The organism is Shewanella sp. NFH-SH190041, from assembly GCF_024363255.1.
Lineage (GTDB): Bacteria > Pseudomonadota > Gammaproteobacteria > Enterobacterales > Shewanellaceae > Shewanella.
Genome location: NZ_AP026070.1, coordinates 2,251,267 through 2,266,546 on the forward strand (window position 1 = coordinate 2,251,267; position 15,280 = coordinate 2,266,546).

General features: G+C 42.4%; 11 protein-coding genes, 3 tRNA genes and 1 pseudogene. 7 read left to right on the forward strand and 8 right to left on the reverse strand.

Annotated elements, in window-relative coordinates:
- Positions 1–111: 111 nt before the first annotated feature.
- Genes NFHSH190041_RS09910 through NFHSH190041_RS09920 form a run of 3 tightly spaced genes read right to left on the reverse strand, consistent with a single transcriptional unit; the run spans position 112 to position 6,382 of the window.
- Positions 112–3,321: a tyrosine-type recombinase/integrase gene (locus NFHSH190041_RS09910; RefSeq protein ID WP_261921714.1), complete on the reverse strand. Its 3,210-nt coding sequence runs from the start codon at positions 3,319–3,321 to the stop codon at positions 112–114.
- Entirely contained in the window at positions 3,318–5,804 is a 2,487-nt protein-coding gene (locus NFHSH190041_RS09915) for a hypothetical protein (protein WP_261921715.1), read from the reverse strand. The genes NFHSH190041_RS09910 and NFHSH190041_RS09915 overlap by 4 nt, the downstream gene beginning before the upstream one ends.
- An 11-nt stretch (positions 5,805–5,815) precedes the next feature.
- Positions 5,816–6,382 carry a hypothetical protein gene (locus tag NFHSH190041_RS09920; protein WP_261921716.1) on the reverse strand — a complete coding sequence of 189 codons (567 nt, stop codon included), beginning with the start codon at positions 6,380–6,382 and terminating at the stop codon, positions 5,816–5,818.
- Positions 6,383–6,644: 262 nt separating this feature from the next.
- Between NFHSH190041_RS09920 and NFHSH190041_RS09925 the strand changes: the two genes are divergently transcribed.
- From NFHSH190041_RS09925 to NFHSH190041_RS09935, 3 genes are all read left to right on the forward strand, one after another.
- Positions 6,645–6,721: transfer RNA gene (locus tag NFHSH190041_RS09925), tRNA-Met, on the forward strand.
- A gap of 2 nt (positions 6,722–6,723) precedes the next feature.
- Positions 6,724–6,800 (forward strand) — tRNA-Val (locus NFHSH190041_RS09930).
- Between the two features lie 41 nt (positions 6,801–6,841).
- A tRNA-Met gene (locus tag NFHSH190041_RS09935) sits at positions 6,842–6,918 on the forward strand.
- 573 nt (positions 6,919–7,491) lie between these two features.
- Here the strand turns inward: NFHSH190041_RS09935 and NFHSH190041_RS19750 are convergent.
- Positions 7,492–7,764: pseudogene (locus NFHSH190041_RS19750) on the reverse strand (IS481 family transposase); the annotation flags it as partial.
- 53 nt (positions 7,765–7,817) lie between these two features.
- Between NFHSH190041_RS19750 and NFHSH190041_RS09940 the strand changes: the two are divergent.
- Positions 7,818–8,324 carry a hypothetical protein gene (locus tag NFHSH190041_RS09940; RefSeq protein ID WP_410010824.1) on the forward strand — a complete coding sequence of 169 codons (507 nt, stop codon included), beginning with the start codon at positions 7,818–7,820 and terminating at the stop codon, positions 8,322–8,324.
- A gap of 108 nt (positions 8,325–8,432) precedes the next feature.
- On the forward strand, positions 8,433–10,265 hold the full coding sequence (locus NFHSH190041_RS09950) for an RHS repeat-associated core domain-containing protein (protein ID WP_315972937.1): 1,833 nt from the start codon (positions 8,433–8,435) through the stop codon (positions 10,263–10,265).
- On the opposite strand, the gene NFHSH190041_RS09955 is transcribed toward NFHSH190041_RS09950, so the two are convergent.
- From NFHSH190041_RS09955 to NFHSH190041_RS09965, 3 genes are all read right to left on the reverse strand, one after another.
- Entirely contained in the window at positions 10,248–11,198 is a 951-nt protein-coding gene (locus NFHSH190041_RS09955; protein WP_261921717.1) for an IS30 family transposase, read from the reverse strand. The genes NFHSH190041_RS09950 and NFHSH190041_RS09955 overlap by 18 nt on opposite strands.
- Positions 11,199–11,737: 539 nt before the next feature.
- Positions 11,738–11,977, reverse strand: a complete 240-nt coding sequence (locus NFHSH190041_RS09960; RefSeq protein ID WP_261921718.1) for a hypothetical protein — start codon at positions 11,975–11,977, stop codon at positions 11,738–11,740.
- A 150-nt stretch (positions 11,978–12,127) separates the two neighbouring features.
- Positions 12,128–12,391, reverse strand: a complete 264-nt coding sequence (locus NFHSH190041_RS09965) for a hypothetical protein (RefSeq protein WP_261921719.1) — start codon at positions 12,389–12,391, stop codon at positions 12,128–12,130.
- On the opposite strand from NFHSH190041_RS09965, the gene NFHSH190041_RS09970 reads away from it, so the two are divergent.
- On the forward strand, positions 12,368–13,309 hold the full coding sequence (locus NFHSH190041_RS09970; protein ID WP_261921720.1) for an RHS repeat-associated core domain-containing protein: 942 nt from the start codon (positions 12,368–12,370) through the stop codon (positions 13,307–13,309). The two genes, NFHSH190041_RS09965 and NFHSH190041_RS09970, sit on opposite strands and share 24 nt — an antisense overlap.
- A gap of 12 nt (positions 13,310–13,321) precedes the next feature.
- Entirely contained in the window at positions 13,322–13,990 is a 669-nt protein-coding gene (locus NFHSH190041_RS09975; protein WP_261921721.1) for an SMI1/KNR4 family protein, read from the forward strand.
- 264 nt (positions 13,991–14,254) lie between these two features.
- Here NFHSH190041_RS09975 and NFHSH190041_RS09980 read toward each other — a convergent pair whose 3' ends face one another.
- Positions 14,255–15,277 (reverse strand): transposase, encoded by a 1,023-nt coding sequence (locus tag NFHSH190041_RS09980; RefSeq protein ID WP_261921704.1) that lies wholly within the window; start codon positions 15,275–15,277, stop codon positions 14,255–14,257.
- Positions 15,278–15,280: the final 3 nt, after the last annotated feature.

Here is a 15,280-nt window from a genome sequence, read left to right on the forward strand (position 1 = left end):
ATGCCCTCGAAACTAAGTTTGTGTGTAAAGCACGCAGAAAAGGATGCTACTTGGAGTTATAAACTAGCTAATGGACTCTCATTTTCATCTCAATGGATAATCCCTGAGACTTCAACTTCTCAGCTTTTTCTTGAACTCAATGCCGTTGTTATTAAGCCTATCGGTATTGTCAGTCAAAGACCAATAAACCAGTAATAAACGTAAAAAGCTCAAAAATACTTTCGTTCGACGAGGTCTACTGGGTAAAACATGGGGCTCTTTTCGGCGATCACTTAAAAACCGGGTTTGACGGACATGAATAGAAACTACGCCTGGAGAATGATAGGCAATAAATTTGCCGTCATCACTACAGGTCGTTGCCGCATATTGCTCAAATACCCTTTTAAACTGGCCAAGTTGCTTAGGGATAATGACCTCGAAGCATGTTGCTGGCAACTCAACATGCTCAACTATTGCACCTTTCCAGAACGCAATATGGTTCAAAAATGGGGCTAGCTGCGCCTGCGAAAGCTGCGGTAAATTTGCCATATACCATTTCACTTTCACTTCGAAGCGATCCAACGACATAAGTTTTAAAAATCGCAACATCGTTAGAGCCATATCCTTATTCGCGGTGCGGATTAAGCCGTCTTTAGCCCCAACAAAGCTATCGACCATGTCTTCTAAAAGTGAAAGCTTCAGCTCTTTTACTAATTGATGCTCAATCGCAACATAGCGTGTAATGAAAAGACTCATGACTGATATGTGAGGCTTAGTCATGGCATCATAATTAAGCAATGACCTCGCCTTATGCTTGGACTGGCTATAAACTTTTTGTGTTACTTCTTTCTCTGTATCAAGGATGCTCAGAACATCTTGTTGTGTCAAATTAAGCCCATCAGCAATTTGTTTTAAAGACTGGTTTTCGGCGCGGCGTCTTATCACTCGCCAACACAATTTAAGATCGAGTTTTACGGTAAGCTGCCGGTCATTGGCCTTTTTTAAAATATGAATATCGAACGTTTCATCGTTAAGAATCACGGGCGGCGAATTTGGACTGGTACGCTCATACTGGCTAATAAAATTATCTTCCAGCACCACACGTCCAAACAGGTCAAATGAAATCCCCTGTCCCCACACCTTTCGTAATGCTGTCAACTCTGCAGTATGGTCAGCAAATAGGTTTCGACGCATAAAGTCGACAAGGTGAAAATATGACGATGCCGTTGTTGCCGGTGTAGCATGCCCTAATAAAGTCGCCGCTGCCCAGTATTTTTTCCGGCTATATGTTGTCAGGCCTAAGCGTTGAGCCAGATATTTTCTTCTTTGTTCACCAAATTCTGGATGATTTAAAAATCGCCAACATTTTTGATGATGAAGTTCACGGTCATAAAGTTTCAGCACCACCCAATTGCAAAATGCATGACGGCAATGGTGGAACCTTAGCGAATAGTCACCGGTTACACCTTTTAGAACTGTTGTTAGAAATCGAAAGCACGCTTCTATTTCGCCGTTAGAAAGCTGATTAAAAATAGCGGTGTCTTTACCAATAAATTTTCCTTTCGCTAACTGAAGATACTGTAATAAATCATCAAGTAAATCGGACGGGATCAAAGCATCCAATGGTAAGTTACGTGAGCTGTCTGTCGATTTGAGTAAACGATAGCGATTAGGTCTGACATGCAAGGTGTAATGCTGATGTTTATAGTGATGAAAATCCTTAAACTGCAGCCCAGTGATTTCGTTACGCCGTAATCCAGTATAAAAGGCTAAAACAAAGATAATTTTAGCCACAGCTGCACAAGGATGGTTTGATTGCTCAAGAGCCTGAATAATCCTGTCCGCCTCATGATGAGAAATAAGGTTAGCATCAACACTGAACTTCGCTACGGGTAAATCAATATCTGACAGACAAAGATTCGCCACTAATTCACTGTCAATTAGGTATTTAGCAAAATATACGACGTATGCCTTCTTGGTGACTGAGGTAATTCGGGCAATGACATCGTTAAGTTTTTCTGCCCAATCGAGGCTATCCATCTGACTTGGATCACACCCGGCAAATTCTGCGATAAAAGGTGCTGAAACATAATCAACATAAGCCCTTATGGTATCAAGCCTCAGAGTGTCTTTGTGTTTACCCCCATGTTTCAGCAGGTGGTAAAGCCAAGATAAGATGAGCCAAGCCCATGGCATTTTTTTGGTACTCTGGGGGTTTTCAAGCTTGGGATGAATATGGCTTATCAGTTCTTGCCTGATCCGAATACTGTCTTTCCGGTTCGCCTTAGTCAAACGCTTAGTGAGTCGTGAAATAACAGCAACTTGCTCCGCCGTTGTCTGCTGCATAATATCGACACCACCGACAGTCGAGCGTAACGTCACACAGCTTGTAGAAAAAGCGCCTGACCAACTACGTGACTGCCTTACTGTAGTCGATAATGACTGGTCTGATGGTGGCTGATGATCAACTCGGACATCAGTTAAAAGACGAACCCACACGTGCAGTGGAAGTACTGTTGAGTCAATCTTCCCAGTGGAGAGGCCATACTCCATTGAACTACATGTCATGATATATTCAAGCTTTAACATCTGCCGCAATTCTATAAATCCCAGTTCGACTCCAAGCGGTAACAAGTTTGCTGTCGATAAATAACTGTTGACCACCCGAATGATAGATAACTTATTGCGAACACTAGCCGAATACCAGCAATGCAAAATCAGCTCAGCTTTGGTCGATAACCAATACCGTTTTTTTTCGTAAGCGAATAACCAATGTCCTTCTATAGCAACCCTTGAATCAGGCTGAAGTAAGAGTGTTGTAATTGCTTGTTGTTTATCTATCCCTTCTTTCAAGCATAACCACAGTACGATAAAACCCTGATTGCTGAGCGGATCTTCAATATAGTCATACAAGGCTTGGGGGGTATCAATGTGGGTATAAATACGATTTGCCAATTGCGAGTTTAAAAATGAATCTGGAGTAAGCTGTGGAACCTCCTGATTTATATAGGTACTTTGTCCGAGCTCTGGGGCTCGTATGCCCAGCTCCTGTTCGATGACAACTAACAATAGTCGTAACAGATTTCGGAACAGTAATTCTCTCTCAACATCTTTCGGAAACTTCGATTGCACCGTATTCAATGATGCTGTGGTGATGTTGTTATCCACATGTCTTGCAAACGTCATCGTGAACACAAATACCTTCTCGATACAGTTATCACGCAACTCAGGGGTATCAGCCTCAATAGGGTTGGCTCTTATGTAGTATTCGATTTCCTCTAGCGCAGTCTTATGAAAACGTAACTTTAGCCCAGTATTTGGAATTCGTTCTCCAACACTCATACACGCTTTCTCGTCAGGAGGGACGGGATGTCTTGCCAGCCAAGTTCATCCATCATTTGTTGAAGCACAGAATTCAAACTCATGATGGCTTCTTTAAAATTAAGTGTTGAAAACAACTCGAGCGGATTTTCTCCAACCACCCAATGACCCATTTGAAATTTGACTAATTCCTGATGTACATCTTTTAGTTGTAAATATCGCCGCAAGTAATGCCGCCCAAAATTGATTGGCAATTCAGGTAAACCTTTGGAATGCTCGCTCACAGACTTGGGATAGGCATTAACCACATTGACTTTACCGCTCGATATCAAATCAAAAAAGAGAAATAAACCATCATTTCCTTTAGAGTTTTTTGCATTAATAAACCAATCAAGTCTGGCATTTTTTGATTTTAAATCAGTAAATTGTACTGGGGAAGAATGCCGTTTATATTGCTCCGCATAGTTTGGTAACACGATGCTCATCAGGCGAGCCATAGCTTTGATGTGGTCTAAATAGTGATTTAACTGCCTACCCAATACAGGCACACATGCTACAACTCGCATGTGTGCGAAGGTGGTCATATTATCTTTGTCGGAAATACACAAAGCATGGTAACGATTGAGGAATAAATTAAAGCTTGGTAATGGATTACCTACAGCACGATATCCTGTCGCATTAATTATCATGTATAAGGTATAGAGCGTATAGTTATTGTGGTATTCAAATAAGCTTGATAGGGTTTTAGATGCCTCAAACGCTCGGTATTGAGTCAATTTTCCTTGAAGCTCAGTTATCATTTTTTGCAATATCTTAAAGCGAGGAGTGAACTGTGAACCCACTCCAACGACATCCTCGTCACAACTGTCCGTCAGGTTTAAATCAAATTGGTTAGTACCCACAGCCTCGACCTGAAACAGATCATCAAACAATGCATTAAGTTGCGCGTTCATGTCAGATTTTGAATACCACGCATAATGTCTCGCTGCCCGGGTGTAGTAACTTGGGCTCCCAGTCAAAGGCTCCAAAAGAACAGGATCATACCGTTCATGCGCAATCACCACGTTTATTAAGTGGTTAGATATTTTTTTCAAGCTTATCTGGCAGTTATATTTTTTGTTTATACTGTCCAACAGTTGATCAACAGATTTTCGCCCAGTCCCACTGTTAATTGATCGGTAGATGTACTCACCTAACTCTAAACCAAGCTTATCCAGTGGTGAGGTTAGCCAATTGGGAAGTTGAATCTCAATGTTAGTACTTGCAGCAAGTAAATGTGTGTTACAAGTTTGAAGACCACGCTCAGTTGTTGAACGATGAAACGCTTTTAAATACCATCCCTCAGGTTTACGGCATAACCCCAGAGGATCGGTACTGCCTTGGTCAATCCGCTTTAACCCAGCAACCTCTTCCACAGGACGTCCCAACAACAAACACAATAGGGTAAGTACTCTGACTCGCTGCCGGTCAACCCCCGATAAACTCCCATTTCGTTCAGATAATAGTTCATCCAACAAATAGTTCACTTCATACCGCTGCAGAATTGTGCGGCTCGTGAGCGATAAGTTGTGAGCTTTTTTTGATTCTCGCTGGATGGCAATTTGAGCTAACCTATCCTTATGTATATCTCGGATAACAGCTTTGTCGGGTAGTTCAAAAATGGGTCGGTTCTGGTTCGAGACTTCTGTTTTAATAAACAATAAAGGTGGGTAATCTTCTTCGGCTGCAATGCCTGAAGCCCTATATTCAGATGACTGCGTAAGCTTGTTGAACTTGTATGTGAAAATATTTTCAGCGCCCAAAACGCGTTCATATTTTGTTCGCGAGTAATAGCCCCGCATACGCTTTGTAGATCTCCGGTCAGTTACCTTTGACGATGACCAATCGAGGCGGAGAAAATGGATGAGTTCCCTAGTATAATTTGCGAACGTTGGATTCTTTGATGGCTCAGCGTTTGAAGACAAGTTCTCTTTATATGCCTCTAAGTTATTAGCCATTCGATTAATATCACCAGACAGTAAGATTTGATGTTCAAAAGACTGATCTGTATATAACAATCTAAATGCTCTACTGATATCCTCTAACTTTCCTCTCCGTTTTATGACGAGCTCATTTTCAAAGTAATGCTTCAGAAGGATCAATAACGTTCTGATAAATTTATGGTCAAAATTCTCATAGAACATAAATATCATTGAATAAATTGGCCGGTTGGACTTTGATCCCTTGGGCAAGACTGGTTTGTCGTAATAGGGATACCTATCAAAATTCACAACAGAAAAGCAATTGAAGTAAGTCTTATTAAACGCGGTAGACAGCGAAAATGTCTCAATAAACAATGCAGGATAATTTATATACATTGACTCCAAAATATCGGCCACAAATTGAAGTGACTGAAAATCGTCAGGACATTCGATAGCAGCCAGTATATCCGCCCATACTTCAGCTACAACTAATCCCGCATTTGGAAGTAAATTTTTGATGCTTTCGATTGATATTGATTCCATAGAATTATGGTCTAAATGTCCTTTTTAGACGCCGACAGATATGAAGCGAACGCACTAATTGAAGTAATATCAGGGTATAGAGATAGCCATTCTCTAGACTGAAATATACTTCTTTTTCCCGCATCTTTGGTGAACCAACTCTCAAGTAAAAAACGGATTTTCTTGGTATCCCCAACAAAGCACTTATCCAACAGATTCTCGATCAATTCGAACTGTAAAATCCGCAGTCTAATACTCTCGCTTGGTTTCTTTTTTAAAACGAAAACAGGAAATTTATGTTCAAAAGGCATCTGTTTTTGAGCTACCGCTGAGTGCAACCGCTCAATAGTAAATGCCCCTACAATATAACGATAATGATGCCGGTATTTATAGGCAATGATAGGTGCCTGTAGTACCAAAAGATTATAGAGGTAATCAGCATTCAACATGCGCTCAGGTTTAACCCGGAGTAATGAAAATGGATTTGCAGAGTGATGCAGTCTTTGCAAAACCTCATCTGCGTTCAACTTGTCGAGTTGCACGTATAAGAGCTCTGATTCGTTAAACAGTATCTTGTTGAACTTTTGGATCTCGTTCATCGCGCCAAATCCCAACTAATTACTAACCTCATAATAGGAACTTTAACATAGTGACCATAATGTGACCAATTGATACAGTCCAACGTCAAAATCGCTTTACAAGTAGATGCAACATGCCTTATAAATTGCTGTATTACATCGAAGTGGCTAAAACCACAGAGTTTTCCGATCTGCAATAACTGTCTTGACATGGTAGGGGTCGGTGGTTCGAGTCCACTCGGGTGTACCACTCTTTGTAAGAGTTTAAATATACAATTTCGGTCGCGGGGTGGAGCAGCATGGTAGCTCGTCGGGCTCATAACCCGAAGGTCGTCAGTTCAAATCTGGCCCCCGCAACCAATACACCCGTAGCTCAGCTGGTTAGAGCACTACCTTGACATGGTAGGGGTCGGTGGTTCGAGTCCACTCGGGTGTACCAATTTTCCTTTCACGAAATAAAACTGATAATCATCATCCAGGCGCGGGATGGAGCAGCATGGTAGCTCGTCGGGCTCATAACCCGAAGGTCGTCGGTTCAAATCCGGCTCCCGCAACCAATTCAACTAAAATATCCCAATATAATCAGCTGTTTAAGTTTATTCCTTCGAACTAACATTTTTGCTAACTGTTTTATCACTCTCACCTCCTCTTACCATAGAAAATCTCTAATCAAAACGCCTAAAAACTGCTTTTTTAAACCACCGTTTTAAACGGACCTGGATAACGAGGTAGTACAAATAAATCAGAAAAAACTCACTACGGGTCCTCAATGTGACCAAAGTGTGACCGCACACAAAAATAACTCACCAGCAAGCTAAAAAAACTTAGATTACGTAAAATACGATTTCAAACGTCGCAAACTCTCGCCCGCAAGTAAATGTTCGCAGGAATCATAAAACACTGCTCTTGCCTTCGTTATACAAATACGTGACCAAACAAGCCATTCTTCCTGATACAAAACTGTGCCCAAAGTGTTTCAGTTGCATTAGCATAGATAATGTAAAGCTTTATAAAACCAACAGAAATGACCTTAACCCTGCTTGAGATGGTCACAATGGTCACAGCCTGAACATAATGATCACGGGCTGCGCATTATACCGCCGTTTGTGGGAGGAGCGGCCATCACATACATCCGAAAGAATGATGCCTTCAGCTTCTACCATGGCTCCCAGAGCCCGTAGATGCGATTTTAAGTTCTTGAGTCCATGTCGTCTTAACCAGATTGAGCTCACCCCACTGGCAGAGACAAATATACCCTTTTTACGAACTTCATTGCTGGTTCGTGTTTAACTGTGGGTCGGATACTCAATCGTACAATCAGTGACAGCATTTTCGATCTGTTCATCGACACGAGTTTTGTAATTGGGGGTCTGCAGAAAGCGATTGATTAGGACATCACATCCCTTCTTCAACGGGCCTCTATTACGATGACCAAGGTCGCCTGCAGGCCCATCGCTTGCAGCAGCACAATACCGTTCGGTTTGAGCGCCGGTACCACTACCATGCCACCGGCAATCTGGCCCAGACAGATGATAACCGCTACGGCAGCACTTATTACGATTATGACCCACTGGACCGCTTAACATCGGTACTCGGCGCGCTGACCGAGCGCTTTGTTCACGACCCGGCCGGTAACCTGCTGGAGCAGACGCTAGGCAGTCACACTGGCCGAACTGTTACTCTGGTCAGTGGTAACCAGCTGCTCATGCAGGGTGACCGCTTTTTTGAGTATGACGAATTTGGCCGCTTAAGCACTGAGCGGCGGGGTAAACACCAGTCCTTAGTCACCCACTATGAGTATGACTGCCAGCACCGGCTGGTCAGTGCCACCCTGCCTGACGGCAGCCAAGCCGCTTACCGCTATGATGCCTTTGGTCGGGGGTCCACAAACAGGTTACCGATAAAGTCGGCGTACGCTCCGCCACCGAATTTATCTGGCAGGGTGATAATCCCTCTTCTGTAAATAAAAAGTGCTGAAAACAAGGATTATCAGGCCTACCAAACCTACCTGTACCAGCCCGGCAGCTTCAAACCACTGGCGCTGCAGAAAGGAAAAGGCAGTAGCTGCGAGGTGTTCCACTACCATCTGGACCACCTGGGCACCCCCACCGACCTCACCGATGAGCAAGGCGTGCAGTATCGCAGTTATGGTAATATCGCTCGGCAGCATGTTGAGGACATCCCTAACCCGCTGCGGTTTCAGGGGCAGTATTTTGACAGTGAAACTGGGCTGCATTACAACCGCCACCGTTACTACAGCCCAGATACCGGCCGCTTTATTACCGCCGACCCCATCGGCTTAGCCGGGGGACTGAACAGCTACCGCTACGCGCCCAACCCGGTGAACTGGGTCGATCCGCTGGGGTTGTGTTGTGAGACCGTATTACAAAGCAAAAGAAATGAATTTATAACAAATTTAAATTCTTTGGTTAAATTGGATGCCGAACGATTTATCAATGAAAGAAGGATGGGAAAGATTTCTAAAAGTGATTTAAATGATCGCTTAGTTGCAACATCTAGAGCTGGAGTGGAAGAATTTGGATATATTAGTAAAAATTATGAAAACCTTGGTGGGAAAGGGCAATTTAAAAGTGGCAAAATAATTCCTGGAGTAACAAGGATTAATGATGCGGAGTTTATCATTTCTGATAAGGACTCATATTTCAACCATGTTATAGAGTTATATGATGATAGTAATAACAAACTTAATAAACTTACCCATAGACTGATTGATGAACACATAATAAACCAAGGGGGTAAACCATTATCAACGATGAATGGTTTACCTGGTTTACATGCAGAGGTTCAAGCTATGAATGATGTTTTTAATCATCTTGAACAAAAACATGGAGTAAATCTTGAGTTTTACGGTTTACATAAAATAGATGTTTCAACATATAAACTTAAGGGTGAGGATGGTGGTGAGTTTGTAGCATGTTATAATAAAACATCCAATAAATGTAACTACAGGACAAAAAGATTCTATATGAGAGTAAAATCAGAAAAAATTAACTTTATTAAAGATAAAGCCTATCTTGACAACAAATTGTTTAATGGAATTAGCTACTCTGTAAGTAATGGTATAATAAAAAAAATTTCTCAGTATAAGAATGGTATAGAATATGAAAGCTATAATGGCATTATAAATATAATACCAAATAGTAAATTAGTGGAAATGGCGTACCTTAAAATAGAGAATGATCTAGAACCTATATATTATAATGGCGATAGATTTTCTGGTATAGCATTTGATTTTGATAACGATTATTGTGTAGGTGAAACATTAATTAAAGATGGGCTCATAAAAGAAGAGGTGTCGTTTTTTGATAATGGTAAAATTAACTCTTATGATAGGGCTGATGAATGTTTAAATCAATTTAATAGTTGGTATTTTGATGGTGAAGTTAATGAAATTAAAATAGTCACGCCAGATAGTTTATATTTTTCTTTAAAGTTAAACGAACATAAAAAACTAAACTATTTAAATATTAGCGACTCCTTCTTTGATAAAGTTAAATCTATATCAAATTTTTTAAAATTTAACTATGTAAATGACATTACTTTTTTTGCAAATATAAAAGTGGCAGAGTATTTATCTTTATCTGGGAAAGGAATTAATGACATGTTATTTGATTACCTATCAAAAAGTGAAGGACTAAAAAAACTAAAAAAAATAAATATTAGAGGAACATCTATTTCAGACAGCATTATTAATGCATTCGACAGAGCAGAAAATCTATCTGAAATTATTATCTTTCACAACGATGAAAGCATGCGGTATACACTACAAAATTTCAAAATAAATCATAAAAATTGTACTATATATTTTAACGAAGAAAAAATAGTCTATTCGCGCATTCAACCCCGAAGTGCACCACTCGCTTCATTAAGCTGCTTTTCGTAATTCATCGAATACTACAGCAGGCTGTTTGAAACCAAGGCACTTTCTCGGACGTGAGTTAAGTGCTCGTTCGATGTCAGCAATTTGCTTATCCGTTACCGTGCGTAAATCAGTTCCCTTGCGGATATACTGCCGCAACAGACCATTGAAATTCTCATTCAACCCACGTTCCCATGATGAGTATGGGTTGGCGAAATAGATATCTACCTTCAGTGCTTGTGCAACCTTTTGATGGTCACAGAACTCGCTGCCATTGTCCGCTGTGATAGTGTGAACGTGACTGCGATACCGCCAAAGCATGCCTATCATGGCTCGGCTCACATCGGCTGCGCTTTTGGCGGGCACTTTACGGATTAGATACAGTTTGCTTTTGCGTTCAACCAAACTGACTATAGCGCCAGTGCCTTGTTTTCCCAACACCGTATCGGCTTCCCAATCACCTAATCGTGCTTTTTCGTCGACAACTGCCGGCCGGTGTTCAATACCTATGCGATTTGGAATGATAACCCGTTTCGCACGACAGCCTTTGCGGTATTTACGATGACCGCGTCTCAGCGCTTTATAGAGCTTTCCGCCACGCTGCTTGTCCTGCTGAACAAAGCCATAAATCCATGCATGACTGACAGGGTAACCGATAAGTTGACCTACGCCCGCGATTTGTTCTGGACTCCACTTTTGCTTCAGTCCGAACTCAACGAAAGTGACGGTCGTTACAGACACTCGATTTTTGGCAGCCTGGCAGCGGCGCTTAACTGTCTTGGCCTGTGCAACTTCAGGCAAATAATGATTGTCACGAATACGGTTACGACGAACCTCTCTACTCACCGTGCTGTGGCTCACTTTTAAGCGTTTGCCGATTGCTCGATAGCTGAAGCCCTCGCGTAGGTAGGCTTCGATCTGGTATCGTTGCCCTTCGATCAACTGCTTGTAACTCATGGTAATGACTTCTATTTGTTTGGCGACGATAGAGTACCACCTACAGGCAGTTGATCTCTTCTTACCGTTTAACCATGAGTGGTGCACTTATTATCTGAATTCAAGGTAAGTAGTGCAGTAGAAAATATGTAGTATTTTTATTCCAGCTCATTTAATGATTAACCCATTGATTTATAATAGGTAAATTTCTTTTTTGTAGTTGCTGAAAATGCTGCATAACTTAAGTTTAGGTACTTAGTTATACAGGACAGCCCAAACTCTTTTATTGCTAATTCACTCTCCTCGGAGAGTGAATATCCTGTCAATGACAACGCAATTTTCAATCAAAATTTGCAGATAAATACCGCCTCTGACAGTACTACGGCTGTCAGCTAGCGGTTTTTGCAAGCCTTAGCTTTCATCGTCATCAACCATTAATACCTCTTTTATTTCCTTTCCCCAAAAATCCCAACACATGACATAAATACCGCTTGACCGATTTCGCCCTGCCAGGGGGAATCACACAATATCCCCTGATTCACACCTCTTCGCAGTAGGCTTCATCCAGTCAACCTACCGGCCAGCGCCAATCCTTCAGTTACAACGCTTACGGCAAAGTAACTGAAATTATTGACGAGAATGGTGACAAGACCCGTTACCTGTATGAGCCCAACAGCCATCTGGTCAGCCAGGTTATCAACCCAGATGGCACCAGTCTGGCCTACCGTTACGACAATATCCGCCGCTTTGTCAGTTGCATCACCAATGAGCGTGGTGAGCAGTACCTGATTGACTATCACAATAACGGTCTGGTCAAACAGGAGACTACCTTTGATGGTCGCCGGCTGCGCTATGAATATGACCTTAATGGCAACCTGACCGCCAAAACCGAAATCGGCCTGAAAGGCACTGAGCTGACTACCGCCTACAGCCGTGATGCCATGGGGCGGCTACTGAGCAAAACCCTGCCGGACGGCAGCCAAGCCGCTTACCGCTATGATGCCTTTGGCCGGCGGGTACACAAACAGGTTACCGATAAAGTCGGCGTACGCTCCGCCACCGAGTTTATTTGGCAGGGCGATAATCTGATTGCCGAAAACAAGGATTATCAGGCCTACCAAACCTACCTGTACCAGCCCGGCAGCTTCAAACCACTGGCGCTGCTGAAAGGAAAAGGCAGCACCTGCGAGGTGTTCCACTACCATCTGGACCATCTGGGCACCCCCACCGACCTCACTGATGAGCAGGGCAACACCGTCTGGCAGGCCCAGTATCGCAGTTATGGCAATATCGCCCGGCAGCATGTAGAGGATATCCCTAACCCGCTGCGGTTTCAGGGGCAGTATTTTGACAGTGAAACAGGGCTGCACTACAACCGCCACCGTTACTACAGCCCAGATACCGGCCGCTTTATTACCGCCGACCCCATCGGCTTGGCTGGCGGATTAAACAGCTACCGCTATGCGCCCAATCCAGTGAACTGGATTGATCCGTTGGGGTTACGCAATGCGCCAAGCTTTGGCTGTCCCCATAAAAAAGTAATCGACCATTTTCAAGAGAAATACCCAGATGCGGAGCCATTATTACCAGGAAAAAATGGTAAAATACACGGCAAAACTAATGCCGAATCAGGCTCTTTAGCACCTAACTTTAGGGATTTTCATAATGATGGTGGGGTTGTCTTTTATAACAAAAATACTCACGAGTATATTTATGCCATTGAAATGGAAACTGCGTTATACGGTAAAAAGATGGTAGATGTATCCTATAAAATAGGAGCCGATGGTAAATACTACCCTGATTTTTCAGAGTACGTCATCGACAAAGTTAAAATTGATGGTTTTGATAAAAAAGAAAGGCGCAATATTGATTATGCTAAGGCGTTTGACGCATTAAATAATGATAAAGGCTTGGAGTACATTGAGGAAACCTATGGCAATAAACCAACCAGAACGGGGGCGTTTGGCACGAGCGGCTCCGCTCCTAGTAAAAGAGGGGCAAACCGTAAAAAACTATATGTATGGCACCACCATGAAGATATGAGAACCATGGTTACGTTGGATTATAAAATACACAAAAGGTTTGGGCATAATGGCGGTGTAAAAAACACCATAAACAATTTAAATCAATAAAGGAAAGATAAAATGAATAATGATCTATTGTTTAAAAAGTTAGCTAAAATTGCTATCCCAAGTCCCCTTTTTAAACCGTCAGAACAAGACTTACTGGATTTTGAACAAACAAATCAGGTTTCACTACCTAATGATTTTAGAGAATTTCTATTACGCTGGGGAGGTCTTGAATCAGTAGAAGACTATGGTAACAATGAAGAAAGCTACTTAATTTACCCATTGAAGCATAAAAAATTTTCAGAAATCAGTCATATAATTGATTGCACAATCACATTTGAAGGAATGGTTGAGGATTATAATCAATATGGATTACCAAAATTTTGTTTGCCATTTTATATAAATGATATAGGTGAAATTTTTATTTACTTAAAGCCAGATGTAAATGGCGAGATTTATTTTGTACAAAATAACTTTGGCTATATTAGATCTTCAGAAACAGATTTTATTAAAAATTGTGAATTCGATGATGCTTGTAAGTTATTTGACCCACAAAATAATGTTATTCCTTATTATTTTACTAAACTAGCCAATTCATTTACCGATTTTATTCAGCAACTCGTATTTATCGATGGTGAGAATTTCGAAGAGGTTTACAACGAATGTTTTCTTGCCAATAAACCTCTCGATATTTCACGCTTAATTCAGTATGAATTGCCTGAAAATTATTCATCCCACAATTAATGTGACTTAGTTGCACTATTATTAAGACAGGACCATTAGACAAGAGAGCCAACATTTTTATCTGGCTAATTCACTCTCCCCGGAGAGTGAATGTCCTGTCGCTGATAACGCGATTTTCAGTCAAAATTTGCAGATAAATACCGCCTCTGACAGTAACTAAGGCTGTCAACAGGCGGTTTGTTGCAAGTCGGGCACGGCAAGCCCCAGATGAGTTGAGTCTGAAATGGTCTCGACAATGTGAAGCGTACTATGTGCGGATATTATTTAATCGGGATGCAGCGCCATACTGGACTGTTTTCCCCGGCACCACTTGCCGCCAACTTTAGCTTTCATGGCGCACATGGCATCCCATTGACCACTGATACCACTATACTGGCGACGAAACTCCTTGGCTGAGGTCAACCAGGCATCGTCCCGGATACCTAGTTCAGTTAGCAGTTTGGGTCTGCTTGAGTTAATAAAACCTTTTTTGTCTTCCCGCACCGCCCTGCCGGTCCAGTCAATCAGTTCCAGATAATCGGCAAAATGAAACGGAATACCGCTTTGTCTGGCTGCTGTTGCCGCGCCATCAAAAGGCAGTAACGGCTTGATTGAAAGGGGACTGGGCGTTGGAGAAGGTTTATCTTCTGTGGGGAGTCCTTTCATCTGAATTTGCCCCTGAAGCCGCTCCTGAATCGAGGTGTAGTCTGAAGTTTGCAGCGAGTCGGCTATCCCTGCCCGTATGGGGTTTAAGTCCACATACATCATGCAGGCCAACACTGCCTGTTCATCCAGCAGAGCCTGAGATTTAAAACGCCCTTCCCAAAACACGCCTTTACAGCCATCTTCCCGGTTGGCTTTGCGGGCAATTTCTTCATTCAGGCAGCGCATAAACCAGCTGATACTGCCAAGACGCTCTTGCCACTTGGCTATCAAACTATCCAGTAACATGCGCTCGCCGTCACACAGCGTCTCACCGGTTAAAAACTTGGCGGCAACAGCATGACCACTGAAAAGCTGAGTCCAGCGCTCAATCACCTCAAAGGGGGACAAGTGTTTTTGCGTTTCAAGGTCGATGTTCAGCACCAGATGATAGTGATTGGACATCACGGCATAGGCACAAACATCAATGCAGAACACCGATGACAACAGCCTAATTTTATCCACTATCCAGCCCCGTCTGTGTTCGTAACTGCATCCGGAAACCTTATCCTCGCCACACAAAAATGCCCGTCGGACACAGCGGTTAATCACATGGTAATAAGGCGTGGCCTCAGCATCAATTAACTGACGGCGGGCAGTGGTCATAAC